This is a genomic window from Janthinobacterium sp. GMG1, from assembly GCF_034427795.1.
In the GTDB taxonomy this organism is placed as follows: Bacteria; Pseudomonadota; Gammaproteobacteria; order Burkholderiales; family Burkholderiaceae_D; genus Janthinobacterium.
In genome coordinates this window covers 788,008-812,178 of record NZ_JAXQNT010000002.1, presented here as the reverse complement: position 1 = coordinate 812,178, position 24,171 = coordinate 788,008, and the positions used below count along the sequence as shown (strand labels likewise).

The window sequence follows — 24,171 nt, the reverse complement described above, 5'->3', positions numbered from 1 at the left end:
GTGCCTCCTAGGCGATATAGCGGCGTGGATTGTTCGCATTGCAATCATCTTCATCTTCCTTGTCTTCGCCCTTGAAGACGACGGGACCGTTGAAGGCTAGCTGCAGGTTCTCGCCCTGCCAGCTCAGCCAAGGCGTCGCTTCGCTGCCCGGTTCCGACGTCTTGCCAGACGGTTCAAGGATGATGCTGTCAGGCGTGATGCGCGCCATGCCGATCACATAGGTGTAGACGGAATCGTCGTCGGCCGCCTTGGACAAACGAAAATCGAACGCGCACTCGACGATCTGCTCACCGTATTGCATGACCATCTTCGGCCGCATGGAAGCGACGGAGACGGCGCCATTGGCCAGCGCCGAATACACGCTGAAGACAAGCCCCACCGTGCCGCCGTAATGCTGCGCCAGGGCGGGATTGACTTCCACGGTTTCCGTGGCCGGCTCCTTGCCGGATGCGCCCGCCACATCGCCCAGGTGGCGCACGAAGGGCATGGCGCCAAAATTGCCGGGCGTATCGGGCGCCTGGATGAAACGCATCTGGCCGTTCGGCAAGAGGATGCCGACTCTTAAATCGAGGTCGTCGTTATCGTCGTCGCCATCGCCGTTATCTACCCAGGTCGCCTTGACGGTGAGCTTGCTCGGCGCGCCGGCGCCCTTTTCCAGCGACACCTTGTGCGTCTGGCCCGCCTTGGTCAGCGAGATTTTCGACAGGGAAATTTTGGGCGACGGCGCCGGTTCCGCGACCGCCTGCGCCACTTCACCGCCGAAATGCGCGACCAGCGCATCGAGGCCGCCGTTGAAACCCTGGCCCACGGCCATGAAGCGCCAGCTCCCGTCCTTGCGGTAGAGCTCGCCCAGCATGACGGCTTTTTCTTGCGCGAAATCAGCACCCGCATACGCGTAGCGGGCCAGTTCGCGCCCGCCGTCGAGCAGGCGCAGGTAGCCGCTGCTCAGCTGCGCCATGCTGGCCGCGCCATCGATGGCGGCCGTGACGACTAGGCGCTCGATGGAGGCGGGCAAACGCTCCAGCTGATAGCTGAAGCCGGCCGCATCGCCGGACGGCGCCGCGGTTTCCACGCCGCCGCACGGCGTGCGCGGCTGGTTAAAGAAAGTCATGTAGCGGTCGTCGGACAGCTTGCCGTTGGCATCGAGGCCGAAACAGGCAAAGTCCAGCGGCACGCCAGCGCTGGCGAGACCCAGTTGCACGACATTGCCCGTGACGAGGCCGGACAGCGCCAGGCGCTGCCCCTTGATCAGGTTTTCCATGGAATCAGGGAGAAAGAAGGGAGAGACAGAACCGGGCAGCGGTGCCACCCGGTACATTTACGCAAACAACTGGTTTTTATGCGTTGATGCCGAACGAGCGGGCCAGAGGACCTAATCCACCCTTGAAACCCTGGCCAATGGCCTTGAATTTCCATTCGCTGCCGGCACGGTAGATTTCACCGAAGATCATGGCCGCTTCCGTCGAACCGTCTTCCGACAGGTCGTAACGGGCGATTTCCGCGCCGTTATCGCCGTTCAGGCAACGGATGTAGGCCTTGCCGACCATGCCGAAGTTCTGCTTGCGGTTTTCCGCGTCGTGGATGGTGACGGCCACGGCAATCTTGTCGATGTCGGCCGGCACGTTGGCCAGGTCGACGGCAACTTTCTCGTCGTCGCCATCGCCGCCGCCCGTCGTGTTGTCGCCCGCGTGGACGATGGAGCCATCAGCCGACTTCAGGTTGTTATAAAAAATGAAATCGGCATCGGAACGGGCCTTGCCATCCGTTTTCAGCAGGAAGGCGCTGCCGTCCAGGTCGAACGCGGCGCCATCGGTGGCGCGCGGGTCCCAGCCCAGGCCAATCACGATTTTCTTCAAGCCAGGAGCTTCCTTGCTCAGGTTGACATTGCCGCCTTTTTGCAAACTGATCGCCATGGTGTTTCCTCTTTAATGTGGGGGTTGCATTCGGTGTTTCAGGTCACGTCGCCGGCACGCCGGCTTGATGAGCCATGAGCCTACCATAAAGTTCCGGCTTGCCAGCCGCGCACTATTGAAAATAATGCCATGCGAAAAATATCGTGCCGCTGCCCGGATGTGCAAAATGACGGATAATACCGCTCGACAAAAATTTTCACTATCACCAAGGTTTGTCCTTGAACAAGATACGACTCGACTGTATTCCTGGCACCCTGTGCGACGAGCGCCTGTGGTCGCGCCTGGCACCTGCCCTGGGCGACGCCATTGATCTGCAGCACGTGCCCCTGCACCAGGCGCGCACGCGTCCGCAAATGCAGCAGATGATCGCCAGCCACAGCGCGCCGCAAGCCCATCTGGTGGGCTTTTCGCTGGGCGCCTACCTGGCGCTCGAACACGCGCTGGCGCACCCGCAGCGCGTCAAGTCCCTCACTTTGATCGCCAATTCGGCCAAAGGTTTGCTGCCGGCGGAAATCGAAGCGCGCCAGCGCATCGTCGCCATGCTCGAGCGCAATGCCTATGCGGGCATCACACGCCAGCGCCTGCGCGAACTGCTGCACCCGTCGCACCTGGACGATGTCGCCATCACGGGCCTGATCCAGCAGATGGGGCTGGACCTGGGCAAGGACGTGCTGCTGGCGCAATTCATCACCACCATAGCCCGCCCCGACCTGATGGCGCGCTTGCCGGAACTCGCCTTTCCCGTGCTGATCGTGGGTGCCGAAGACGACAAGCTCGTCAATCCCGACGATCTGCGCGCCATGGCGGCCCGCCTGCCGCAAGCCACCCTGCACCTGCTGAAAGACAACACCGGCCACATGATTCCGCTGGAAGCGCCAGGCGCGCTGGCGCAAGCCATGCGTGCGCATCTGGAGGCTGCCGGCAATATCAACGATAATGACGGGCATCGGGCCTCGCCCCCACCTTTTTCACCGAACCAATGAGCCATTTGACCATCATCGTCGCCACCGACCAGCAAGGCGGCATCGGCATCGACAACACCCTGCCGTGGAAATTGCCGGAAGACCTCGCGCATTTCAAGCGTTTGACGACGGGCCACCCCATCCTCATGGGCCGCAAGACCTTCGACTCCATCGGCCGCCCGCTGCCGAACCGCCGCAACATCGTCATCACGCGCAATCCGGACTGGCGCCACGAGGGCGTGGAAGCCGTGTCGTCGGTGGAAGCGGCCATCGCGCTGCTGGACGGTGCCGAAGGCTATGTCATCGGCGGTGCCGAAATCTACAAGCAGGCATTGCCCCTGACACTGCGTTTGATCATCACGGAAATCGGCCAGACGTTTGACTGCGACGCCTTTTTCCCTGCCGTTGATCATGCCGTGTGGCAAGAAACTGCGCGCGAAGCACATGTTTCGGAGAAATCCGGCCTGCCTTACGCCTTTGTCACCTTGCAACGCAAAGCCTGATAAGGTTGAGAGTTATTGACAGAATGTTGCTGTAATACCCCTGTCACACCGTTGCGTCACGCTAGCGCAAGCTTGTGACGCTGTGGGGTGATATTTTTTTCCCGCAGAGGCCGCATTTCTGCGAGAATCCCGTTCTTATTTTTTTTATGTGGCTGCCGGGTTGCACTACCGCCTGAAGTCGCGCCCTAGTCCGCCCCTCCACATAAGTCAGGGGCGGCTTGCTTTTTTGGAGACATGCATGAAATTTCGTTTCCCTATCGTCATCATTGACGAGGATTTCCGTTCTGAAAATACGTCCGGCCTGGGCATTCGCGCCCTTGCCGCCGCAATGGAAAAAGAAGGCATGGAAGTGCTGGGCGTGACCAGCTACGGCGATTTGTCGCAATTTGCCCAGCAACAATCGCGCGCGTCAGCCTTCGTGCTGTCAATCGACGATGAAGAATTCGGCGCCGGTTCCATTGAGGAAACCGATCATGCCTTGAAATCGCTGCGCGCTTTCGTCGAGGAAATCCGCTACAAGAACGCCGACATCCCTATTTACCTGTACGGCGAAACGCGCACCTCGCGCCATATTCCGAACGATATCCTGCGCGAACTGCATGGTTTCATCCACATGTTCGAAGATACGCCGGAATTCGTTGCGCGCCACATCATCCGCGAAGCGAAGTCCTACCTGGACGGCCTGTCGCCGCCATTTTTCCGCGCGCTGGTGCACTACGCCAATGACGGCTCCTACTCGTGGCATTGCCCCGGCCACTCGGGCGGCGTGGCGTTCCTGAAGTCGCCGATCGGCCAGATGTTCCACCAGTTCTTCGGTGAAAACATGCTGCGCGCCGACGTCTGCAACGCCGTCGAAGAGCTGGGCCAGTTGCTCGACCATACGGGCCCTGTCGCCGCGTCGGAGCGCAATGCCGCGCGCATCTTCAATGCCGATCATTGCTATTTCGTCACCAACGGTACGTCGACCTCGAACAAGATGGTATGGCATTCGACCGTGGCGCCCGGCGACATCGTCGTCGTCGACCGCAATTGCCACAAGTCAATCTTGCATTCGATCATCATGTGCGGCGCCATTCCCGTGTTCCTGATGCCGACGCGCAACCACCTGGGCATCATCGGCCCTATCCCGCTGCATGAATTCACGCCGGAAAGCATTGCCCGCAAGATCGAAGCGAATCCGTTCGCGCGCGAAGCGAAGAACAAGAAACCGCGCATCCTGACCATCACGCAATCGACCTACGATGGCGTGATCTACAACGTGGAAACCCTGCGCGAAATGCTGGACGGCAAGATCGACACCCTGCACTTCGACGAAGCGTGGCTGCCGCACGCCACCTTCCACGATTTCTACAAGAATATGCACGCCATCGGCAAGGACCGTCCGCGCGCCAAGGAATCGATGATCTTCTCGACCCAGTCCACGCACAAATTGCTGGCTGGCCTGTCGCAGGCCTCGCAAATCCTCGTGCGCGAATCGGACACGGTCAAGCTGGACCAGGACGCCTTCAACGAGGCTTACCTGATGCACACGTCGACGTCGCCGCAGTACTCCATCATCGCCTCATGCGACGTGGCCGCGGCCATGATGGAAGCGCCGGGCGGCACGGCCCTGGTGGAAGAATCGATCATGGAAGCGCTCGATTTCCGCCGCGCCATGAAGAAGATCGACCAGGAATGGGGCCAGGACTGGTGGTTCCAGGTCTGGGGTCCGGCCACCTTCAACGACGAAGGCATGGGCCAGCAAGAAGACTGGATGATACGCGCTGAGGATGACTGGCACGGCTTCGGCGACCTCGCTCCCGGCTTCAACATGCTCGACCCGATCAAGGCGACCATCGTCAACCCGGGCCTGTCGCTGGACGGCCAGTTCGGCGACACGGGCATCCCCGCGTCCATCGTCACCAAATACCTGGCCGAGCACGGCGTCATCATTGAAAAATGCGGCCTGTACTCGTTCTTCATCATGTTTACCATCGGCATCACCAAGGGCCGCTGGAATACCCTGTTGACCGCCTTGCAGCAATTCAAGGACGACTACGACAAGAACCAGCCGATGTGGCGCATCCTGCCGGAATTTGCGGCGGCCAACCCACGCTATGAAAAAATGGGCTTGCGCGACCTGTGCCAGCAGATCCACGATTTCTACAAGGCCTACGACGTGGCGCGTCTGACGACGGAAATGTATCTGTCCGACATGATCCCGGCCATGAAGCCGTCGGACGCGTTCGCCAAGATGGCGCACCGCGAAATCGAGCGCGTGGCCATCGACGAACTGGAAGGCCGCATCACGTCCATCCTGCTGACGCCGTATCCACCGGGCATCCCGCTCTTGATCCCGGGCGAACGCTTCAACAAGACCATCGTCGACTACCTGCGCTTCGCACGCGACTTCAACGAGCGCTTCCCCGGCTTCGAGACGGATGTGCATGGCCTAGTGAAACGCGAAGTCGACGGCAAGCGTGGTTATTTTGTTGACTGCGTAAAATTGGACGAGAACGTCTAAAGACGTCGTCGTTCCATAAATTACGGTCATGAACGCCGCCTGATGCAAATCAGGCGGCGTTTTTCATTTGATGACTACCGCGCACGCTTGCGCCAGATCAAACGGTTGCGGTATCGGGCTACTAAGATGGGCGACTCGTGCCCTCGTGACGGCAGGCATATGACGCTCAAGGTGTGGCTGGAAATCGCGCAGCAGGCGGCGGCTGACAGTGGCGCCTTGCTGATGGCGGCCTTGAAGCAGGCTCAGGTAACTGTAGCCCGGCGGTACGATGGCGAAGAGGACGGAGCGGGCATCGTGCTGTTTGCCGAGGCCAATGCCACGTTGCTGCAAGCGCTGCCGGCGCTGTGCCGCCATGCCCGCGTGCTGGCCATTGCCGCCTGCGGCCAGGCTCCCAGCTGCGCGCAACAGCGGGCCCTGATGGCCGCTGGCGCGCTCGATGTGCTGCTGTGGCCTGCCGGCGCCGTCGATGCAGGCCAGGTGCTGGCGCGCCTGCAGCGCTGGCAAGCCGTGGCGCAGCTGCTGGCATCCAGTGCCGTACGCCAGCACCTGGTGGGCGACAGCGCAGCCTGGGCCGCCTTGCTGCACCAGGTGGTGGAAATGGCCGCCTTCAGCCAGGCTCCGATGCTGATCACGGGCGAAACGGGCACGGGCAAGGATTTACTGGCGCAACTGGTCCACCGTCTCGGCAACTGCAGGGGAGACTTCACCATTCTCGACTGCACCACCCTGTCGCCGGAACTGGCCGGCAGCGAGCTGTTCGGCCACGAGCGGGGCGCGTTTACGGGCGCGGCGGCCGCGCGCGACGGCGCGTTTGCCCTGGCCGACGGCGGCGTGCTTTTCCTCGACGAGGTGGGTGAACTGCAACTGCCCCTGCAGGCGCAGTTGCTGCGCGCCATCCAGGAACGCAAATACAAGCGCGTGGGCGGCAATACCTGGCAACCGACGCAATTTCGGCTCGTCTGCGCCACCAACCGCGAACTGGAAGACGAGGTGGCGCGCGGCGCCTTCCGCGCCGACCTGTATTACCGCATCGCCGGCTGGCGTTGCCAGACGCCGCCGTTGCGCGAACGCCAGGACGATATCCTGCCGCTGGCCCGGCATTTCCTCGCCGAACTGGCACGACAGCCGCCGCCCCCGCTGGACGCCGCCGTGCGCGAATACCTGCTGCTGCGCGACTATCCGGGCAATGTGCGCGAGCTGCGCCAGACCGTCACGCGCATCTGGCACCGCCATTGCGGCCCCGGCCCCATCACCATCGGCGCCCTGCCGCCCGAAGAACGGCTGTTGGCGCCGCCCTGGCCCGACCAGCACTTCGAAGCGGCCGTACGGCGGGCTCTGGCGCAGGGCTGCAAGCTGCCGCACATCACGCGCTGCGCCACCGACGTGGCCATCCGCCTCGTGCTGGCCGAGGAACACGGCAACAACCAGCGCGCCGCCGCCCGCCTGGGCGTGTCCGACCGCGCCCTGCAGATACGCCGCAAGGCGGCAGCCTGTGCGGCGCTGTCCAGGCCCGCCTCCCATTGATCCCTTTGATCCACCTCAAGCCAGCCCCGTCAGGCGCAAGAAATTGCCGCCCGTGATCAGCGCCGCATCGCGCGGCGGCAAACCCAGCAGGTCGATCTTGTGCAATTCCAGCCCCGGATGCAGCCAGGGGCCATCCGAGCCAAACAAGACCTTGTGCGGCCCCGCACGGCGCACGGCCTGCTGCAGCAAGTCGAAGCGGCGCACGCCCGAACTGTCCGTGTAAATGTTCGGGTGGCGCGCCAGATGGTCGATCAACGCCAGCTGCGCCGCCCAGTCGTCGCCAAAGCTGCCCAAATGGGGCAGGATGAAATTGACGTCCGGATACTGCTGCGCCAGCAATTCCGCCACGGCCACCTCGCCTGCCAGGTCGTACAGCACGGGCAAGCCGAAGAAGCGCGCCGCCTCGCACACTTCGCCGCTGATGCGCGCGTCAAGCCGGTGCGCCTTGATGCCGACAAAGCCGTAGCGCTCGACGGCCGTGCGCACCAGGTCCTGGATGCGGCCCCGGTCGCGCCGCGCATGCACGAAGGCAAAGCCGTAAAAACGCTGCGGATCGGACGCCACCAGGCGCGCCACGCCATGGTTGGCGATGGCGTAGTCGGAGTGGAAGGCGGCGAACAGCACGCTGCGGGCGATGCCGGCCGCCTGGGCGCGGCGCAGGTAGGCTTGCAGCGGCGCATCGCTGTCCCACGGCCCGCTCAAGCCGTCGCCCGGTCCCGCATGGCAGTGGCAATCGATGATCATCGTGCCACGCTATTGCCAGTCGCCCATGACGACGATGCGGTTGCCGCGCCGGCGCCAGCGCCCGCTCTCCTCTTCCTGCTGCGGCGCAGGTGAGCGGAAGTGCGGCAATTGCTGATGCAGGGCCCGCGTCAGCGCGCTTTCCACGGCGCGCGCGCTGCCGTCGCCGTCGGCCGCCAGGCGCGCCGCCTGCCCCGCGATGCGCACGAAGCGGCGCGCCAGTTCCAGTTCGCGGTCGGCCGGTGCATCGGCTGCCATTTCGAGTTCCAGCGCATTGCTGGCGGCGCGCCCCAGGGTCGAGCCGAGCGCCGTGCCCACGCCCGGTATCGGGATCATCGAACCGAGCGCGCCGCCGACAAAGGGCAAGGCCGTCTTGGCCACGGCCTTCAAGGCGCCACCCAGGGGCTTGGCCACCTTGGCAAGGGTAGCACCCACCGTCTTGACGCCCTTCCACACGCTCTTGAAGACATTGCCGAGAAACTGTTCCAGCTCCTCCTCGCTGGACACTTCCAGCAATTCCATGGCCAGCTGCAACTCTTCCTCTTCGCTGAAGAGGGCCGGGGCGCTCCCCTTGCCGGACCAGGTTTCGCCAAACTCCAGCACTTCAAACGCGGCTCCGGCCCGCTGGCGGCATTGCACGCATTCACATTCGAGTTGGTGCATGATGCTCTCCTTCGCAGTCATCCTGTTATGGTCAGCCCCACATTTCACCGAGCACGGCCAGTTCCAGTTCGCGCCGCTGGTTGGTCAGCACGCCGCGCTGGTTGGCGAACATGTCGTCGTGGATGCGCTGCTCGATGCGGCGCCGCTGCGCCGCCGACGATAGCGGCGCCACATACACCTGGTGCGCGCTCACGTCGACGGCCAACATCTGGCCGCACAGCCGGTGCTGCAGCAAACGCCGGTGCAGATCGTCCGTCTGGCCGCTGTAGGCACGGCGCCGTCCGCCCGCATCGAACTCGATGACGTACAGGCCCGGACCCCGGCCATTCGCGTTGCCCAAGGCGTTGGCGAGTGTCCCCAGCGCCTGGTAGCGCAAGGCGGCCGTTTCCGGCACCCGGCCCATGGTGCCGGCCAGGGTTGGCGGGACTTCGCCCTGCTGCTGCTCATCGTCCTGATCCTGGCCCTGGCCTGCATCCGCGCCCTGGTCCGGCTCCTGCCGGTCGTCAAAGGCAGGTTCCGCCACAGGATAGGCTTGCTGCGGATAAATGGTCGGGTAGATGGGCGCATAGCCGCCCCAGCCCCGGTAGCGTGGCGGCAGATAAGGCAAAGGCTGGGGAGCAAAGCGGGGCGGACGGCGGCCCTGTCCCTGGTAACGCGGCGGCGCGGGACGGCGCGGCCCCCGCAGCGGCGGCCTTGCACGCAGGCCGCCGCGCCCGCCGCCAGGACGCATGCGCTCTTCCTCCCATTCGCCTTCCCCCTCTTCCTCGCCTTGCCACTGCCACTCACCCAGCCACTCCGTTTCGCCCGCTCCTGGCTGCCCCGCAAAGGGCAGCATTTCAAATGCTTCGTGCATATCGCCTCCTGATGTGATGTTCAAGCAAGTTCAAGCAAGTTCATCGCCTGCTCCAGTTGCCCGGGCGTCTGGTCGGCCCGCAGCAGAAAAGTCAGCGCGCCGGGACCATCCCCCGCTTGCGCCAGCGCCAGCACGCCCGCTGCGCGCAAGGCCGGCTGCAAATGGGCGCGCCCGGGCAGGCGCTGCACGGGAAAGCCGCCACCGCGGCAAACGATGCCGGCCGCCGCCATCCCCGTCCTCCATTGCGCCACCCTGTCCGCCAGCCGGGCGCGCAGGGCGTCGCCATGGCTGGCATTGAGCGCCAGCGCCCGCCGCGCCGCCGCCAGCACGGCTGCCGAAGGCGGACTGGCATGCACGCGCGTCTGGCTGTGCGCCGCGAAGCTCCGCAGCAGCGCGCCGCTGCCTGCCAGCACGGCCAGCGGCACGCCGAAACCCTTGGCCAGCGAAGCGCCGACGATCAGCGATTCGCCATGCAAGCCATGCAGCCGCGCCGAGCCGCCGCCCTGCGTACCGGCCACGCCCAGCACCTGCGTGTCGTCGAGCAGCAGATAACCGCCCCCCTGGCGCGCCAGAGCCGCGTAGCCGGCCAGCGGCAAGAAGTGTTCGCTGCCCGGCACATAGCCATCGGCCAGGATCAATGGACGCCGCCCCTGCCGGCCCCAGGCCGCCACCAGCCGCCGCAAGGCCGCCATCTCGCCGCTGGGAAACACTTGCTGCGGCAAGCCCAGCGCCTGCGCCCGCTCGGCGCCCCAGCGCGCGATGGCGTAGCTGCCGCTATCGACGAGGATCACCAGCCGCTCGGCAGCAAGCATGCCGAACAGGTCCCAGAACAGGTGCAGGGTCGACGGCAGCACGCAGGCCGCCTCGCAGCCTTGCAGCGCAGCCAGGTCTGCGGCCAGGGCCTGCGCGCCGGGCGGCTCCTGCAGCGCGGCCGGCTGGCCCAGGCTCAAGCGGCTCCACGGCGTCAGCGCGGCCGCCGGATGACGCATGCCCAGGTACAGGGCACTGCTAAAGTCGAGCATGCACGCGCCCCGCTCCCACCCTAGACGCTAGACGCTGCGCAGCTGCTGGCTCAGGCGCTGGCGCAGCAGCACCGAGGGCATCGTCGATTCAACCACCGGGTCGCTGCTGTCGACGGACAAATCGACCCCGGTGGCGGCGCGGTAGCCGTGGATATAGCCTTGCACTTGCGGCCTCCAGAAGCGCGCCCAGTTGAACGCTTGCGTCGGTTCATAGATATCGCTCCAGTTGCCATAGCGCACGGACAACAGCAATTGCTCGCCGAAGATGGCCAGGTTGCGGAAGTGCATCACGCTCGTGTCCGTCCAGCCCTGCAGTTTCTTCATGGCATCGACCCGGTCCATCCACGGCTCCGGATACGCCACCATCACGCGCGTGGGCAAAAATTCGCGGAATTCCGGGCGTGCCAGCATCCATTGCTGCATCAGCATCTCGATGCGCGCCGTCGACGGCAAGTCGCCGAACTGGTTGTGCGCGCCCTGCGACAGGATCAGGTGGATCTCTTTCAAGGCATTCAGCACGGGGAAGGCGTCCGCCTTCACGGTGGTGTCGTCATCCTGCTTGTAGAAAGAGGTCAGCAGGCGCAGCAAGTGGTGGAAGGCCTCCAGGAATTTGGAGCGGCTATCGGCTGGCCGGAAGTGCTGCACTGCCTTGCCGTCCAGGCGCACACCATAGTGATGGTCATACTCATAGTTCCGGCGCATCACGGTCAGCCGATGCTGTTCATCCTGCGTGTATCCCCAGAGTAAGTTATTCAGCGGACGCAGCATGTCGATTTCCGTATTTGACAGGGGATCTGCATGATTACCCGGCGCGCGCAGGTTCTGGAAGCGTTGCGCGATGGCATTCATGGTTTGCACCAGCATGCCCTCTTCATGCCAGTACGACCAGATCAGTTCCAGCAGGCAGGGATTGGCCAGCTTTTCCTGGATGATGCCAAAGCACAGGTCGACTTCCCCTTCCTGACCGCGCGGGATGCTGATGGGAATATCGGGCAGCTTGCGGCGGATCACGGCCAGATACGGCAAGGTCTGGAAGCCGTCGATGTTTTCCAGGTAATCGTTGCGCAGCACGGTTTCCAGGTCGCGCCCCTGGGGAATGTCGCGCCGGTCCAGGTAGGCGTTGTCCTCGGCGGGATTGAACGCCAGCGGCTGGTTCAGCACGCCGCAATTGACCATCACGAACGCTTCCGTCGCCACTTTCAGCACGCGGTAGGAATCGGCATCGGAAAACGGCAGCGCGCGGCGCTGCTTGAGCTGCTGGAACATGTCGGCCTTTTTCACGAAGCGCTCCTGCTCGAAGCCGCGCACATTGGCCAGGTCGCCGCAAAACAGGCTGTCCATGAAATGCAGATAATTGGTAAACGACATCGCCTCGGTGCTATTGCGTATCAAGGTCCACAGCGGCAAGTCTTCCGTCGGCTCCGTTTCCGTGCGCGTCAGCGACACGCCGACATTGCCCGAGATGGGCTGCGGCTGGCGCTCTTCCGTCTCGTATTCCGCGTCCACGGCCAGCATGGCGTTCGGGCTCAGCCCTTCCGGCATGGGCAAGGCGCTGCGCAGTTCGGGACGCTGCGACAGCATCATCTGTCCCATGAAACGGTGCATGCCGGCGCGCCGCACGGGCGTGGAAAAGGCGTTCCCCGCGCCGCGCATGGGCACCCATGGCGCGGCGGCCAGCACCTGCACCTGGTCGCGCCCGTCGGCGCTTTGATCGCCGTCAAACGAGACGCTGGCCACGGCACGGTCGCCCACCCTGCCGAAATGGCAGTCGCTGGGATGGCAGTCGGCCGTTTCAAACACCAGCCCCACCTGCGGATTGAGCTGCGGCTTGAAGCACAGCACGGCGCTGCAGCCGGCCTGCACCGTCACGCACTGGGGCGCCGTGGCGGGGAAATTGCCATACACGCCCACGTAGCTGCCCGTCGCCAGGTCGGCAAACACGGTACAACCATTGCCATCGGTCCAGCGCACGCCCACCAGCATGGCAGGGTCTGGCACCCAGGTGGCGGCATTGAACAGATGGCAATCGGCATCCATGCCCCGGTACAGGCTGATGGCGGCATTGACGACCCTCACCCCGCTGTCCTGTTCGTGTACGGTGACAGCGATGCTGCCGCCGTGGTGTTTCGGACCGGCCTGACCCGCCGCCCTGCTCTTGCCACCCATATTGCTGCTTATCTTGCTGCTCATGTCATTCTCCTCAATGGATAATCAAACGAGATGCCAGGGGCGACAGCGGCCTGCCGGACTGGCGGCCATGCCGCACGACATCCGCGCACAGCTCCGACGTGTCCAGGGTGCTGCGCAGGGCCCAGTGGGTCAGCAAGCGCCCCAGCAGCTCGCTTTCGTCTTCCGGGTTCAAGGTGCCGCTGGCGCGCGCCTGGCCCAGCACGGCGAACACCAGGGTCGGCGTCGCCTGGTACATCTGCGCCGGCGTCAGGGTCCAGCTGCGAAACAGCTGTGCCAGCATGGCCGGCTGGCGTGTGTGCACGGCCATGGCCTCGACCAGCGAACCGCCGCGCAAGGCCGGCGGCCGGTGCTGCACCAGCAAGCCGACCAGGGCAGCCATGCTGGCCTGCAACTGTTCCAGCAGCCGCTGCCGGGCCGGCGGCAGGCCGGCCAGCGGGTAATACGATAGCCACAGCTGTTCCAGGCGGTCCCACTGCGGATGCGGAAACAAGGCCCGCCCCATGGCGCAGCTCAGGCGCACCCGCAGCCAGGGCACCGGGTGGGGATCGTCGGTATTGAGGCGGAAGACAAACACGCGCGGCAGACTGACCACGCCGATCAGTCCCAGGGTGGCGGCCACGCCGACCCGCGCCAGCGACCAGAAATCGGCCACGATCTCGGATATCCACCGCTCCCACAACTGCCACACGTGTACGAGGCCGCTGCCGCCGTGCTGCATGGCTTGCAGCACGGGCCGCAGGGACGGCACCAGGTCCAGCAGCGCCGCGCCCTGGTGGCCCACCTCGTGCACGAGCGACGAGGCGATGCTGCTGCCGATCATGCGTTCGCGCGGCAGGCGGATGATGGCGACGGGATTGTCGCCGCCACCCGGCAGGCGCGTGCGCGCGCGACGGATGGCCGCCCCCGGCCCCCGGTCCAGGTAGCAGATCACGGGCGGCGCCTGATACACATTGCCGGGCAGCGCCAGCGCGTCGGCGGCAACGATGTCCAGGCCGGCCAGCCACACGCCCGTCTTGTGCTCGCTGCGCTGGGTGATGACTTCATTGAACAGGTCGAACTGGGTCAGCGCCGCATTGAATTTCAGGCGCAGGAAAGTGAAACGGCGCTGCGCCTCGGCGGTCGTGGCCATGCTGGCGCCGTCGGCGTGCTCGCGCCGCAGCCACCACTGGAACCGGGCGACCATGCGCCGCAGTTCGCGCCGGCCCTGCACCAGCTGGCTTTCGATGGCAGACTGGGCGCTGGGCATCAGGGCGGCGCCCAGCACCGTCGGCTCGATCAGCGCGAACGGTTCCAGCCGGGCCAGCCGCGTCAGCAGCGAGCGTGCCTCCTGCTCCAGCATCCAGGCAGCGTAAGCGCCGATGGCCATGATGTCAGACGCCGTACAGGACGATTTTGTGGCCCTGGCGCGCCCAGCGGCCGCTGGATGGGCGCATGCCGCCCTGGCTGCCCTGGCTGCGCACACCGCCCTGCGCCATGCCGCCGGCCGCACCGGCGCCGCTGCCGTTCTGCGTGGCGACCTGGCTGCCGGGGCGTCCCAGCAAGCCGGGCGCAAACTGGCGCGCCGCCGCGCTGGCCGCCGCCTGGGCAATGGCGCGCGGGTCGCCCGCACCGCGCGCTTGCGCTGCGCGGTTGACGGTATCGGCGGCCAGGCGAACGAATTGCTTGGCGCCTTCGAATTCGCGGTCCTCGTTCGACGACGCTTCCGCTTCCAGCCCCAGGGCGCCGCCAGCGGCCGAGGCCAGGCCGCTGCCGATCTTGGCCCCCAGCGGGCCGCCGAAATAGCCGCCGATGGCGCCGCCGGCCAGGGGAATGGCTTTCTTCGCCACGCCCTTGAGCACGCCGCCGATGGCTTGCCCCACGGGCGACTTGATGATGCCGCCCGCGACGGAAGCAGCCTTGCGCAGGAAATTGCCGAGAAACTGCTCGAGTTCGGCTTCATTGCTCACCGACAACAATTCATTCGCCAGCTCCATCTCCTCGGTCTCGGAAAACATGGCGTTCGCGCCCCCCTCGCCGCTCCACTCGCCCTGGCCAAACTCGAACTGTTCCGCTTCAAAGCCGGACATCTCCTGTCCGTATTCCAGGGTCGTACGATCCAAGTCATGCATGATGAACTCCTCAAAGTGATTACCTCGGTTGGGACTACCTTGCCGGACAGACTGGCCGTCCGGCTAACAATCGAGCACGACGATGTGCCCGCCCTCGCGGCGCCAGCGGCCAGCGTCCCGCACCGACGTTTGCGCCGCCTGCCTGAGCAAGCCTGGCGCCACGCTGCGTGCCACTTGCAGCAGGGCCGTCTCCACCCGCGCCCCGGGTGTGCGCGCGCCCGGGCCGCCATCCTGCGCCAGCGCGGTGTTGACGGCATCGATCAGGTGCACCACCTGGCGCGCCAGTTCGAATTCCTTGTCTTCCGGGCTGAGTCCTTCCAGTTCCATGCCGAAGATGCCGGCAGCGCGCCGCTTGAGCGCCTGCGGCGAACCGCCATGCAGGGGCAGCAAGGGCGCCACCACCTTGCCCAGCAACTGGCGCAGCGACCGTTCCAGCGGCGTACCGCGTACTTGCCGCCCCGCCGCGGTGGCGCCCAGCTGGCGCGCCAGGAAAGCGTCGAATTGGGCCGGCCCCTGCAGTTCCAGCAACTGCGCCGCCAGGGCCAGCGCATCTTCCTGCTGCAGGGGCAGCGCGCCCGGTGCTTCAGGCAATTCCATTTCAGGACGATAGGCGAGCAGGCGGCTGGTCATGACAGGCTCCGGTGAAGACGGGCGGCTGGCCCATGCCTCCCTGATGCAAGGGGCATGCCCGTCAGGCGCAGGGGAAAAAGAGACAGGACGGCGAACGGCGTTTCGCCGATAGCGTAAAAACCATGGTTTCCGGCGAAGCGAGTTTCGTTGTCAAGGTGAGCTTTCAAACAAGCTTAATTGGCAGGAATGATTACGTCGCCTATCCGCCACAGTGCTAGTTATCGGCAAAAAATATTTTTCATTTTCAAAAAACAAACTTCGCGCTACGTCGCCAAAAACCCTATCAACGTCACTTCAACATGCGATAAAAATAAACTTGGCCAACACGTAAATAGTTAATTGAAAACAGAATTTTGGTAGGCAAGCCCTACAATTAATGGGCCAGAATTTGATTGCTTGAAAGAAACTAAATGATAGACCCGACTTTGCGCCGTTTATTGGCCATCACCCTATTCAGCCTGCTTGCCGCCTGCGGCGGCGGTGGCGACAGCAAGACCGGCGCCACCCAGAACCCGGACATCTCGGCCGTGCCACCGGGGACCACCGCCCCCGGCACCAAGCCGGGCGACACCCTTCCACCGCCGCCCCTGACCACGCCACCGGGCGGCCAGACGGCGACCTTCACGCGCCCGGAAGCGTCGCGTTTCCTGGGCCGCGCCACGTTCGGGCCGGACATGGCGGCCATCGATGCCCTGGCCGCCAGCGACAGCGACGCCTGGTTCCGCGCGCAGTTTTCCAAGCCGCAAACCTTGCACCGAAAATATATCGACGCGAAATATCCCACTGCGGGCGCGGCGGCCACCAAGGCCGTGCCGAACGACTTTTATGAGTCGTTCTGGCAGCAAGCCGTGCGTGGCGACGACCAGCTGCGCCAGCGCGTGACCTTTGCCCTGTCGGAAATCTTCGTCGTCTCCACGCAAAACGAGGCCGTGTGGCCGCAAACGCGGGGCGTCGCCAGCTACTACGACATGCTGGGACAACATGCGTTCGGCAACTTCCGTACCCTGCTGCAGGGCGTGGCCACGCATCCGATGATGGGGCTGTACCTGTCGCACCTGCGCAACCAGAAGGAATCGGCCACGCGCACACCCGACGAAAATTTCGCCCGCGAAGTGATGCAGTTATTTACCATCGGCCTGTACCAGCTGAATGCGGATGGTTCATTGAAATTGAACGGCGGCAAACCCATCGACACCTACACGCGCGACGATGTGAGCGGCCTGGCGAAAGTGTTTACGGGCTGGAGCTGGGCCGGACCGGACCAGGGCGCGAACCGTTTCTTTGGCAGCGTGGCCGATCCGGACCGTGACTGGATGCCGATGCAAAACTATGCGGCGTACCACTCCACCAGCGAAAAACGCTTTCTGGGCGTCAGCGCGGCGGGCGCCGCCGGCGGCGAAGCGGACATGGCGCTGGCCCTCGACACCCTGTTCAACCATCCGAATGCTGGCCCCTTCTTTGGCCGCCAGCTGATCCAGCGCCTGGTCACCAGCAACCCCAGCCCGGCTTATGTGGGCAGGGTCGCGGCCGCCTTCGCCAACAATGGTTCGGGCGTGCGCGGCGACATGCAGACCGTGATCCGTGCCGTGCTGCTCGATCCCGAAGCGCTGGCGCCAGCCGGCAGCAGCCTGCGCACGGGCAAATTGCGTGAACCGCTCGTGCGTCTGGGCAACTGGATGCGCGCATTCCACGCCAAGGATGCCGCCTTGCAGTACCGCATCTATTACCTCAGCGATCCGCTGTCGGGACTGGGCCAGAATCCCATGAACGCGCCATCCGTCTTCAACTATTTCCGCCCCTCGTACGTGCCGCCCAATTCGGCGTTGGCGACGGCGGGCCTGGTGGCGCCGGAAATGCAGATCACGTCGGAGCCGTCCGTCACCGGTTACCTGAACTTCATGCAGGATGCCATCAGCGGCGGCGTGGCGGAAAACAGCGCCGTGCGGGCCGACTACTCGGCCGAACTGGCGCTGGCCGAGCAGCCCGCTGCCCTGCTGGACCGGGTCAACTTGCTATTAATGTCCGGCAATATGTCGTCCCGCCTGCGCACCAAGATCCTGTCGGCCGTCACGAGCATCGCCATTCCCGCCGCCAACGGCAGCAATGCCGCGCAAGTGACGAAGGCGAAATCCAACCGCGTGTACCTGGCCATTTTCCTGGCCATGGCCTCGCCTGAATACCTGGTTCAAAAATAAGGAAGCTGCATGACTACCCCTACTCACTTCTCGCGCCGCCGCTTCCTCGGTTCCATGCTGGGCCTGGCAGGCAGCACGGCCGCGCCCTTCGCCCTCAACCTGGCCGCCATGGGTCAGGCTGCGGCCCAGTCCGCCGACGACTACAAGGCCCTCGTCTGCCTGTTCATGAACGGCGGCAACGATACCTTCAACACGGTGCTGGCCACCGACACGCCTTCATGGAGTGAATATATGCGCCTGCGCAATACGGGCAGCAACGATTCGATCCACCTGCCCGGCGTCGGCGAAACGGGCGGCGTGCTGCCGATCACCCCCGCCACGGCCCAGGCGGGCCGCAGCTTTGCCCTGCATCCCGCCCTCGCTCCCGTGAAAGACCTGTTCGACGGCGGCCGCGCCGCCATCGTGGCCAATGTCGGCACCCTGATCCAGCCCGTGACCCTGGCGCAATACAAGGCGGGCAATGTGGCGCTGCCGCCGAAACTGTTTTCGCATAACGACCAGCAATCGACGTGGCAATCGGGCTTGCCCGAAGGCGCCAGCATCGGCTGGGGCGGACGCCTGGGCGACCTGCTCGGCGCCGGCAACGCCAATGCGACGTTTACCGCCATCTCGGCCGCGTCGAACGCGCTCTTCCTCAGCGGGCGCCAGGTGCGCCAGTTCCAGGTGGGCCAGGCGGGCGCCGTGCCGATCCGCAATATCGGCAGCGGCTACCTGTTCGACACTACCGAGGGCGAAACCGCCTTGCGCGACATCATCAGCACGGCAGGCGACGACATGATGGAGCAGGAACACGTGGCAACGGTGCAACGCGCCATTTCCAGCCAGAGCGTGCTGAGCGGCGCCATGCTGGCGGCCGGCGCGGGCGGCGTGCCCAATCCGCCGCCCTATATCAACCCGAACACGGGCGCGTCCAGCGTCAACCAGCTGGCCGTGCAATTGCAGACGGTGGCGCGCATCATCGGCGGGCGCGGCCCCCTTGGAGCGAAACGGCAAGTGTTTTATGTGACCCTGGGCAGCTTCGACACGCATGACCGCCAGAAGGAGCTGCATGGCGACCTGATGGCGCGCCTGGCGCACGCGCTGGCGTATTTCGACGCGACCCTGGCGTCCCTGCAGGGCGCCGACGTACGGCGCCAGGTGACGACGTTTACGGCCTCGGACTTCGGCCGCACCTTCAGCAGCAATGGCGACGGCACGGATCACGGCTGGGGCGCGCACCACTTCGTCGTGGGCGGCGCCGTGAAGGGCCGCGACATCTACGGCGCCTTCCCCACCACGGGCCTGGGCCATGAGCTGGACGTCGGTTCCGGCGCCCTGCTGCCAACCACCTCCGTCGACCAGTACGGCGCCACCCTGGCCAAATGGTTCGGCGTGGCCGACAGCCAGCTGGCCGAAGTGTTCCCGAATATCGGCAACTTCAGCCGGCGCGACCTGGGTTTCATGACAGCAACTTAGCCGTTCACGGCGACCGTCAAGGTGACGACATAGCCCTGCGTGGCATTGCCCGTCACCGTGGCCATCTGCAAGCTGGTGCCGTCGCTGAAAACATTGTCGGTGGCATAGCTGATCTGCGCCAGGTTGCGCACGCTGGCCGTGTAGCCGCTGGCCGTGTAGGCCTCGTTCAGCGTTGCCATCGGGAAAGTGAACTGCGACGTCTTGATGCGGTTCGCGGCACTGGCCGCCTTCGCCAGGCTGGGGTAGACCTCGAAATGCACGTGCGGCATGCGCCCTGCGTAGCAACCGGGAAAGATGGTCGTGAAGGCAAGGTTGCCGGCGCTGTCCGTTTCCTGCACGCCGCGCAAGTAATTTTGCGCCGTCACGCCACTTGAATACAGCGAATACAGGCCGTCGCGGTCGCAATGCCACAGATAGACGGCGTAGCCGGCCAGGCTGGCGCAGCCGCCGCTGGCGTTGAGCAACTGCAAATGAATGGTCAAGGGCACGCCTGCCGCCACGCCCGTGGCGCCATTGAAACTGGCGCGGATATCGCTGCGCACGACGCCCGACTGGTTCAGCACGTTGATGATGCTGCCGCCACTCGTGTTCGTGCCATCGGCCGGATACGGCCCGCCCGTTTCCTCGGGAATCACCGTGCAGGCGCCCGTGGCAGGTATCGTTACCGCCGCCGTACCGGAAGTGCCCGTGCCAGCGCCGCTGCTAGCCGCCGTGCCGCTGGCGTCCGACCCGCCGCCGCAGCTCATCAAAGGCAAGGTGGCGGCGCCGGCCAGCAGCCAGCGCAGGACTTGCCGCCGCTCAGCCGCCTGTTGCCGCATCATTTCGAGGTCGGATGCCAGACCGTGATCATGTAATTCCATATATATTCCATCAAGTGGGGCAAGCCCGCCAAGGCGGGGCTCAGGCTGGCGCACAGGAACAGAGCCTGTGTCGCATGGCGCGAAAGCGCCTTCCTGGCGGCAATGGCGAACTTGCGTTCCATGCTTCAGGCCGTTGTATTGACCAGGTTGCCGCTGGCAGACAGGCTGCCGCCCGCATTCGCCGCGCCCAGGCTGCCCGACAGCGCCTGCAGGAAACTGCCCAGTTTGCTGTTACTGGCGCTCGTGCTGCCTTCATCGCCGCCCAGCGCGCTGAGCAGGCTGGCAAAGCTGGACTGCAAGTCCGTCACGCTGTTGTCCGTGATCTCCGCGCTGTCGCTGCCGGACGACGAGAGTTTTTGCAGCAGGCTTTGCAAATCCGATTCGATATTGCCGGGGCCGCCGCGCGCGCCACCGCCGGGTGGTGGCGCGGCAGGCGGTTCGCCAGCCTCCTCTTGCCCGCCAGCACTGCCGCCACCCTGCGCGTGCAGGCTGCCCATCAGCTGGTGCAGGAAGGCGCCCAGCGCCTGGCCCACGTCGCTGCTGGCGGTGGCGCCGGTGCTGTCCGTCGCGCTATCGCTGGTATCGACCGTCACGCCTATCGATGACAAGGCGCTGGAAATGGCGTCGAGAAATGCGCCATCGTCGGGCTTTGGCGGCCGCGTCCCGTCCACGCTGCTGGTATTGCTGGAACTGCCGCTGCCGCCCAGGCGGCTGAACGCGCTCAACTGGCTGGTGACGCTGGTCGAACTCAATGCACTGATGCTCATGCTTAATCTCCTGTGCTTATTGGCGGCGGCGTGGGCCGGGACGGCTGTCTTGACGCTGTTGCGCCTGCTGGCGCTGTTCCGGCGTCAGCACGGCCAGCAATTGCTGCTCCAGCCGCGCCTGCTGCAAGCTGATCTTCGCCATGGCTTGCGCCGCCGTACTGGCCAGCGCGCTGGCCTTCGCATCGTCGTAGGCGCTGGAGCCGGCCAGCGCGCGCAGCTGTTCATGGGCCTTGAAGGCAATCTTTTCCTGTTCCCGCAGCAAGGGTGCCTGGGCGTAAGTGGCGGCGAAAATCTTGTCCTGCTGCGCTTCGCTCAAGTCCATGCCGCGCAGAAACGGCGGCAAGCCTGGCGGCGGCCCTTCCATGGCACGCGGCGGCGGGCCGTCCGCCGCAGGTTCTTGCTGGGCCAGCGCCAGCAGCGGCATGCTGCAGGCGGACAACAGCAACAGGGATACGGCAATGCTCAGGTATTTCATCGGGCTTTCCTTTCGTGGCGATCAGCCCTGATTGTCGGCCTCTGACATGTAAAGCAACGTTAGGCCGGCGTAAAAGCATGTAAAGGAAGCTGCGCAAATGTAAGCGGAGGTATGTAAAAGCGGGTAAAACCGCCCTGAACGGCATCCTTTGGCTGCTATCATCGGGCGATATTCACCCGAAAAAAGCACAGGCATGAGCAAGGTTTTGTTAATCGATGACGACGTGGAACTGGTCGGCATGTTCCAGGAATACCTGACGCAGGAAGGTTTTGACGCCCGCGCCGTGCATGACGGTGAAAGCGGCGCGGCTGAGGCGCTGACGGGCCTGTACGCCATCGCCATCCTCGACGTCATGATGCCGCGCATGAATGGCCTGGAAACCCTGCGCCGCATCCGCGCCGGCAGCAACCTGCCCATCCTGATGCTGACGGCGCGCGGCGACGATACGGACCGCATCGTGGGCCTGGAGCTGGGCGCCGACGATTACGTCACCAAACCGTGCACGCCGCGCGAGCTGACGGCGCGCATCCGCGCCATCCTGCGCCGTGCGCAAGCCGCGCCGCACGACACATCGGGGCTGGCGCCGCTGGCCGTGGGGCAACTGACGATGTGGCCAGAACAGCGCCGCGTTGCCTGGGCCGGCGCGCACCTGGAACTGACGAGCACGGAGTTCAACCTGCTGGAAGTGCTGGTACGCCATGCGGGCAAGCCCGTGAGCAAGAATCAATTGTCGGAACTGGGCCTAGGCCGGCCCATGGCCCGCTTCGACCGCAATATCGATGTGCACTTGAGCAGCCTGCGCCGCAAACTCGGCAGCCTGGCCGATGGCCGCTCCTGCCTGCAGACCGTGTACCGTCTCGGCTACCAGCTGATCAAGGAGTAAGCGTGGGCCGTCTGTTCTGGAAGTTTTTTCTGTGCATCATGCTGGCGCAAGTGACGGCCACCATCGGCATCGGCGGCACCTTCTGGCTGAAAAACCGGGCCGCGCAGCAGGAACGGGCCCTCGACATCGACACCAGCCCGCCCGCGCAAATGATCATCGAGGCCGCCAGCGCCACCGTGGAAGCGGGCGGCAGCCAGGCCTTGCGGCAATTCCTGGGCAAGCTCGAACGCATGCGCGTGTTTGCCGTCGATGCCAAAGGGCAAGAACTGATGGGCCGCACGGTGCATCCCGCCATGCTGGCCAAGGCGCGCGCCATGCTGGAGCAAAGCCAGGCCCATGCCGTCGTGCGCGAAGCGGCCGGCAGCGATGGCAAGCGCTACCTGCTGTTCCTGCCTTCGTCCGAACGTTTCCGCAATGCCGAGGCGGGCGCCGCGCGCGACACGCTCAATGCCGTCACCATGAGCGGCCCGCGCGCCATGGGAGCCGGCCCACGGCCCCACGAAGCGGGCGCGCCGCCGCCACGCGGCGACTTCGGCCGCGGCATGCCGCCCGGCCCGCGCATGGACAGCCCCTACCGCACCTTCATTCCCCTGGCCGCCGCCATCGCCGCCAGCCTGCTGTTCTCTTTCCTGCTGGCCTGGTATTTTGCGCGCCCCATCCGCGACCTGCGGCAAGCGTTCGAGGCCGCCTCGCACGGCAACCTGGCGCCGCGCTTTCACGCCAGCGGCAAGCGCGGCGATGAATTGACGGACCTGGGACGCGATTTCGACCGCATGACGGGCCGCTTGCGCAGCCTCATGGATAGCCAGACGCGATTGCTGCATGATGTGTCGCACGAGCTGCGCTCGCCGCTGGCGCGCTTGCAGGCCGCCATCGGCCTGGCGCACCAGCAGCCGGAAAAAATGGCCGCCTCGATGCAGCGCATCGAACGCGAAAGCGAGCGCATGGATAAACTGATCGGTGAACTGCTGACCCTGTCCCGGCTGGAAGCGGGCGCCGTGCAAGCGGGAGCCGGGCAGACGCACAGCGAAGACGTCAGCATCGCCGATCTCGTGCACGACATCGTGGACGACGCCCGCTATGAAGCGAGGGCGCGCCTGCTGGGCATAGCCTTGGCGGGCGACGCGGCCACGGCGGACGCCAGCGTCACGGGTCAGCCGGAACTGCTGGCGCGCGCCGTGGAAAACGTCGTGCGCAATGCCGTCAAACACAGTCCCGATGGCGGCACGGTGCACGTGGAACTGTCGCGCCTGCATGATGGCAAGCAGGAATGGCTGCGCATCGCCGTGCAGGACCGTGGTCCTGGTGTGGCCTCAGCCGACCTGGCCCGTATTTTTGAACCGTTCTTCCGCGCCAGCAATACCCAGCACAGCACGGATGGCCACGGCCTGGGCCTGGCCATCGCCCGGCACGTCATCAACGCCCATGGCGGCCGCATCAGTGCCAGCTTGCGCAGTGGTGGCGGACTGTGCGTGGAAATGTTGTTGCCCGTCAAAACGCCAGGCTGACCTGTCGGCGAGCCTGGCGTTTTTTTATGCGCGAATAAACTGTTACGCCTGCGTATCGATGATGCTGCCCAGGGTGGACGAGGTCGATTTGGCCGGACTCGTCGCCGTATCGGCGCTGCTGGCCGGCTGAGCGTCTTGCTGCGCCTGCGCGGCGGCAGCGTGCAACTGGGCAATTTGCGCCTGCAAGGCCTGGATTTGCTGCGCCAGCTGCTGCTGCAGCTTTTGCGACGCCTCCGTCTGCTCGCCCTTCTGCGATTCCGTCAACTGTTTTTGCGCCGCCGTGATCTGCTTTTGCAGCGCCGCGATCTGCGAACTGCTGCCCGAACTGGCGCTACTGGCCGCGCTGACTGCGCCGCCTGAACCGATTGCCGCTACCATGATGCCTCCTCAGTGTTTCAATACCAAGGTTAACGGCA

Annotated in this window: 23 protein-coding genes; 8 read left to right on the top strand and 15 right to left on the bottom strand. The window is 64.9% G+C overall.

Going from position 1 to position 24,171, the window contains the following annotated elements; translation table 11 throughout:
- Positions 1-7: 7 nt before the first annotated feature.
- Together SJI03_RS08670 and SJI03_RS08665 are read right to left on the bottom strand one after the other, a co-directional pair.
- The gene (locus SJI03_RS08670) at positions 8-1,261 is read right to left on the bottom strand and encodes a TerD family protein (protein ID WP_322426843.1); all 1,254 of its coding nucleotides are present in this window, start codon (positions 1,259-1,261) and stop codon (positions 8-10) included.
- Between the two features lie 76 nt (positions 1,262-1,337).
- Positions 1,338-1,913, bottom strand: coding sequence for a TerD family protein (locus tag SJI03_RS08665; protein ID WP_034784423.1), 576 nt, complete (start codon positions 1,911-1,913; stop codon positions 1,338-1,340).
- A 218-nt stretch (positions 1,914-2,131) separates the two neighbouring features.
- On the opposite strand from SJI03_RS08665, the gene SJI03_RS08660 reads away from it, so the two are divergent.
- The 4 genes from SJI03_RS08660 to SJI03_RS08645 all read left to right on the top strand — a co-directional run bounded on the left by SJI03_RS08660 (position 2,132) and on the right by SJI03_RS08645 (position 7,405).
- Positions 2,132-2,896, top strand: a complete 765-nt coding sequence (locus SJI03_RS08660; RefSeq protein WP_233516089.1) for an alpha/beta fold hydrolase — start codon at positions 2,132-2,134, stop codon at positions 2,894-2,896.
- The gene (locus SJI03_RS08655) at positions 2,893-3,378 is read left to right on the top strand and encodes a dihydrofolate reductase (protein WP_322426842.1); all 486 of its coding nucleotides are present in this window, start codon (positions 2,893-2,895) and stop codon (positions 3,376-3,378) included. The genes SJI03_RS08660 and SJI03_RS08655 overlap by 4 nt, the downstream gene beginning before the upstream one ends.
- Before the next feature lie 238 nt (positions 3,379-3,616).
- A complete protein-coding gene (locus tag SJI03_RS08650) occupies positions 3,617-5,881 on the top strand; it encodes an arginine/lysine/ornithine decarboxylase (protein WP_322426841.1) in 2,265 nt (754 codons plus the stop codon).
- A 159-nt stretch (positions 5,882-6,040) separates the two neighbouring features.
- Positions 6,041-7,405, top strand: coding sequence for a sigma-54-dependent transcriptional regulator (locus tag SJI03_RS08645; RefSeq protein ID WP_322426840.1), 1,365 nt, complete (start codon positions 6,041-6,043; stop codon positions 7,403-7,405).
- Positions 7,406-7,420: 15 nt separating this feature from the next.
- On the opposite strand, the gene SJI03_RS08640 is transcribed toward SJI03_RS08645, so the two are convergent.
- The 8 genes from SJI03_RS08640 to SJI03_RS08605 form a co-directional block, all read right to left on the bottom strand.
- Complete coding sequence (locus tag SJI03_RS08640; protein WP_322426839.1) at positions 7,421-8,149, bottom strand: amidohydrolase family protein; 729 nt, start codon at positions 8,147-8,149, stop codon at positions 7,421-7,423.
- A 9-nt stretch (positions 8,150-8,158) separates the two neighbouring features.
- Positions 8,159-8,809, bottom strand: a complete 651-nt coding sequence (locus SJI03_RS08635) for a hypothetical protein (protein ID WP_322426838.1) — start codon at positions 8,807-8,809, stop codon at positions 8,159-8,161.
- 31 nt (positions 8,810-8,840) lie between these two features.
- On the bottom strand, positions 8,841-9,662 hold the full coding sequence (locus SJI03_RS08630; protein ID WP_322426837.1) for a hypothetical protein: 822 nt from the start codon (positions 9,660-9,662) through the stop codon (positions 8,841-8,843).
- A gap of 20 nt (positions 9,663-9,682) precedes the next feature.
- Positions 9,683-10,684 carry an aminotransferase class I/II-fold pyridoxal phosphate-dependent enzyme gene (locus SJI03_RS08625; RefSeq protein ID WP_322426836.1) on the bottom strand — a complete coding sequence of 334 codons (1,002 nt, stop codon included), beginning with the start codon at positions 10,682-10,684 and terminating at the stop codon, positions 9,683-9,685.
- Positions 10,685-10,711: 27 nt separating this feature from the next.
- Complete coding sequence (locus SJI03_RS08620; protein ID WP_322426835.1) at positions 10,712-12,874, bottom strand: hypothetical protein; 2,163 nt, start codon at positions 12,872-12,874, stop codon at positions 10,712-10,714.
- A 10-nt stretch (positions 12,875-12,884) separates the two neighbouring features.
- Complete coding sequence (locus tag SJI03_RS08615; protein ID WP_322426834.1) at positions 12,885-14,240, bottom strand: hypothetical protein; 1,356 nt, start codon at positions 14,238-14,240, stop codon at positions 12,885-12,887.
- A 4-nt stretch (positions 14,241-14,244) separates the two neighbouring features.
- Positions 14,245-14,982, bottom strand: coding sequence for a hypothetical protein (locus tag SJI03_RS08610; protein ID WP_322426833.1), 738 nt, complete (start codon positions 14,980-14,982; stop codon positions 14,245-14,247).
- A gap of 63 nt (positions 14,983-15,045) precedes the next feature.
- Positions 15,046-15,612, bottom strand: coding sequence for a hypothetical protein (locus tag SJI03_RS08605; protein WP_099377440.1), 567 nt, complete (start codon positions 15,610-15,612; stop codon positions 15,046-15,048).
- A 410-nt stretch (positions 15,613-16,022) separates the two neighbouring features.
- Here SJI03_RS08605 and SJI03_RS08600 point away from each other — a divergent pair, with 410 nt between their 5' ends.
- Positions 16,023-17,807 (top strand): DUF1800 domain-containing protein, encoded by a 1,785-nt coding sequence (locus SJI03_RS08600; RefSeq protein WP_322426832.1) that lies wholly within the window; start codon positions 16,023-16,025, stop codon positions 17,805-17,807.
- 9 nt (positions 17,808-17,816) lie between these two features.
- Entirely contained in the window at positions 17,817-19,262 is a 1,446-nt protein-coding gene (locus SJI03_RS08595; protein ID WP_322426831.1) for a DUF1501 domain-containing protein, read from the top strand.
- On the opposite strand, the gene SJI03_RS08590 is transcribed toward SJI03_RS08595, so the two are convergent.
- The 4 genes from SJI03_RS08590 to SJI03_RS08575 are packed head-to-tail and all read right to left on the bottom strand — an operon-like array spanning position 19,259 to position 21,364.
- Positions 19,259-20,122: an intradiol ring-cleavage dioxygenase gene (locus SJI03_RS08590; protein WP_099377443.1), complete on the bottom strand. Its 864-nt coding sequence runs from the start codon at positions 20,120-20,122 to the stop codon at positions 19,259-19,261. The genes SJI03_RS08595 and SJI03_RS08590 overlap by 4 nt on opposite strands.
- A complete protein-coding gene (locus tag SJI03_RS08585; RefSeq protein ID WP_158301160.1) occupies positions 20,080-20,244 on the bottom strand; it encodes a hypothetical protein in 165 nt (54 codons plus the stop codon). The genes SJI03_RS08590 and SJI03_RS08585 overlap by 43 nt, the downstream gene beginning before the upstream one ends.
- Positions 20,245-20,247: 3 nt before the next feature.
- Entirely contained in the window at positions 20,248-20,889 is a 642-nt protein-coding gene (locus SJI03_RS08580; protein ID WP_322426830.1) for a hypothetical protein, read from the bottom strand.
- A 16-nt stretch (positions 20,890-20,905) separates the two neighbouring features.
- Positions 20,906-21,364 (bottom strand): Spy/CpxP family protein refolding chaperone, encoded by a 459-nt coding sequence (locus tag SJI03_RS08575; RefSeq protein ID WP_322426829.1) that lies wholly within the window; start codon positions 21,362-21,364, stop codon positions 20,906-20,908.
- A gap of 193 nt (positions 21,365-21,557) precedes the next feature.
- Here SJI03_RS08575 and SJI03_RS08570 point away from each other — a divergent pair, with 193 nt between their 5' ends.
- Positions 21,558-22,247 (top strand): response regulator transcription factor, encoded by a 690-nt coding sequence (locus tag SJI03_RS08570; RefSeq protein ID WP_099377446.1) that lies wholly within the window; start codon positions 21,558-21,560, stop codon positions 22,245-22,247.
- A gap of 2 nt (positions 22,248-22,249) precedes the next feature.
- On the top strand, positions 22,250-23,755 hold the full coding sequence (locus tag SJI03_RS08565) for an ATP-binding protein (protein WP_322426828.1): 1,506 nt from the start codon (positions 22,250-22,252) through the stop codon (positions 23,753-23,755).
- A 42-nt stretch (positions 23,756-23,797) separates the two neighbouring features.
- Here the strand turns inward: SJI03_RS08565 and SJI03_RS08560 are convergent, their stop codons facing one another.
- Positions 23,798-24,133 carry a FlxA-like family protein gene (locus tag SJI03_RS08560; protein ID WP_322426827.1) on the bottom strand — a complete coding sequence of 112 codons (336 nt, stop codon included), beginning with the start codon at positions 24,131-24,133 and terminating at the stop codon, positions 23,798-23,800.
- Between the last annotated feature and the right edge of the window lie 38 nt (positions 24,134-24,171).

Coding starts and splice junctions, on each gene's coding strand:
- SJI03_RS08670 (WP_322426843.1), bottom strand. CDS start 1,261: ATGGAAAACCTGATCAAGGGGCAGCGCCTGGCGCTGTCCGGCCTCGTC.
- SJI03_RS08665 (WP_034784423.1), bottom strand. CDS start 1,913: ATGGCGATCAGTTTGCAAAAAGGCGGCAATGTCAACCTGAGCAAGGAA.
- SJI03_RS08655 (WP_322426842.1), top strand. CDS start 2,893: ATGAGCCATTTGACCATCATCGTCGCCACCGACCAGCAAGGCGGCATC.
- SJI03_RS08650 (WP_322426841.1), top strand. CDS start 3,617: ATGAAATTTCGTTTCCCTATCGTCATCATTGACGAGGATTTCCGTTCT.
- SJI03_RS08645 (WP_322426840.1), top strand. CDS start 6,041: ATGACGCTCAAGGTGTGGCTGGAAATCGCGCAGCAGGCGGCGGCTGAC.
- SJI03_RS08640 (WP_322426839.1), bottom strand. CDS start 8,149: ATGATCATCGATTGCCACTGCCATGCGGGACCGGGCGACGGCTTGAGC.
- SJI03_RS08635 (WP_322426838.1), bottom strand. CDS start 8,809: ATGCACCAACTCGAATGTGAATGCGTGCAATGCCGCCAGCGGGCCGGA.
- SJI03_RS08630 (WP_322426837.1), bottom strand. CDS start 9,662: ATGCACGAAGCATTTGAAATGCTGCCCTTTGCGGGGCAGCCAGGAGCG.
- SJI03_RS08625 (WP_322426836.1), bottom strand. CDS start 10,684: ATGCTCGACTTTAGCAGTGCCCTGTACCTGGGCATGCGTCATCCGGCG.
- SJI03_RS08620 (WP_322426835.1), bottom strand. CDS start 12,874: ATGAGCAGCAAGATAAGCAGCAATATGGGTGGCAAGAGCAGGGCGGCG.
- SJI03_RS08615 (WP_322426834.1), bottom strand. CDS start 14,240: ATGGCCATCGGCGCTTACGCTGCCTGGATGCTGGAGCAGGAGGCACGC.
- SJI03_RS08610 (WP_322426833.1), bottom strand. CDS start 14,982: ATGCATGACTTGGATCGTACGACCCTGGAATACGGACAGGAGATGTCC.
- SJI03_RS08605 (WP_099377440.1), bottom strand. CDS start 15,612: ATGACCAGCCGCCTGCTCGCCTATCGTCCTGAAATGGAATTGCCTGAA.
- SJI03_RS08600 (WP_322426832.1), top strand. CDS start 16,023: ATGATAGACCCGACTTTGCGCCGTTTATTGGCCATCACCCTATTCAGC.
- SJI03_RS08595 (WP_322426831.1), top strand. CDS start 17,817: ATGACTACCCCTACTCACTTCTCGCGCCGCCGCTTCCTCGGTTCCATG.
- SJI03_RS08590 (WP_099377443.1), bottom strand. CDS start 20,122: ATGGAATTACATGATCACGGTCTGGCATCCGACCTCGAAATGATGCGG.
- SJI03_RS08585 (WP_158301160.1), bottom strand. CDS start 20,244: ATGGAACGCAAGTTCGCCATTGCCGCCAGGAAGGCGCTTTCGCGCCAT.
- SJI03_RS08580 (WP_322426830.1), bottom strand. CDS start 20,889: ATGAGCATCAGTGCATTGAGTTCGACCAGCGTCACCAGCCAGTTGAGC.
- SJI03_RS08575 (WP_322426829.1), bottom strand. CDS start 21,364: ATGAAATACCTGAGCATTGCCGTATCCCTGTTGCTGTTGTCCGCCTGC.
- SJI03_RS08570 (WP_099377446.1), top strand. CDS start 21,558: ATGAGCAAGGTTTTGTTAATCGATGACGACGTGGAACTGGTCGGCATG.
- SJI03_RS08560 (WP_322426827.1), bottom strand. CDS start 24,133: ATGGTAGCGGCAATCGGTTCAGGCGGCGCAGTCAGCGCGGCCAGTAGC.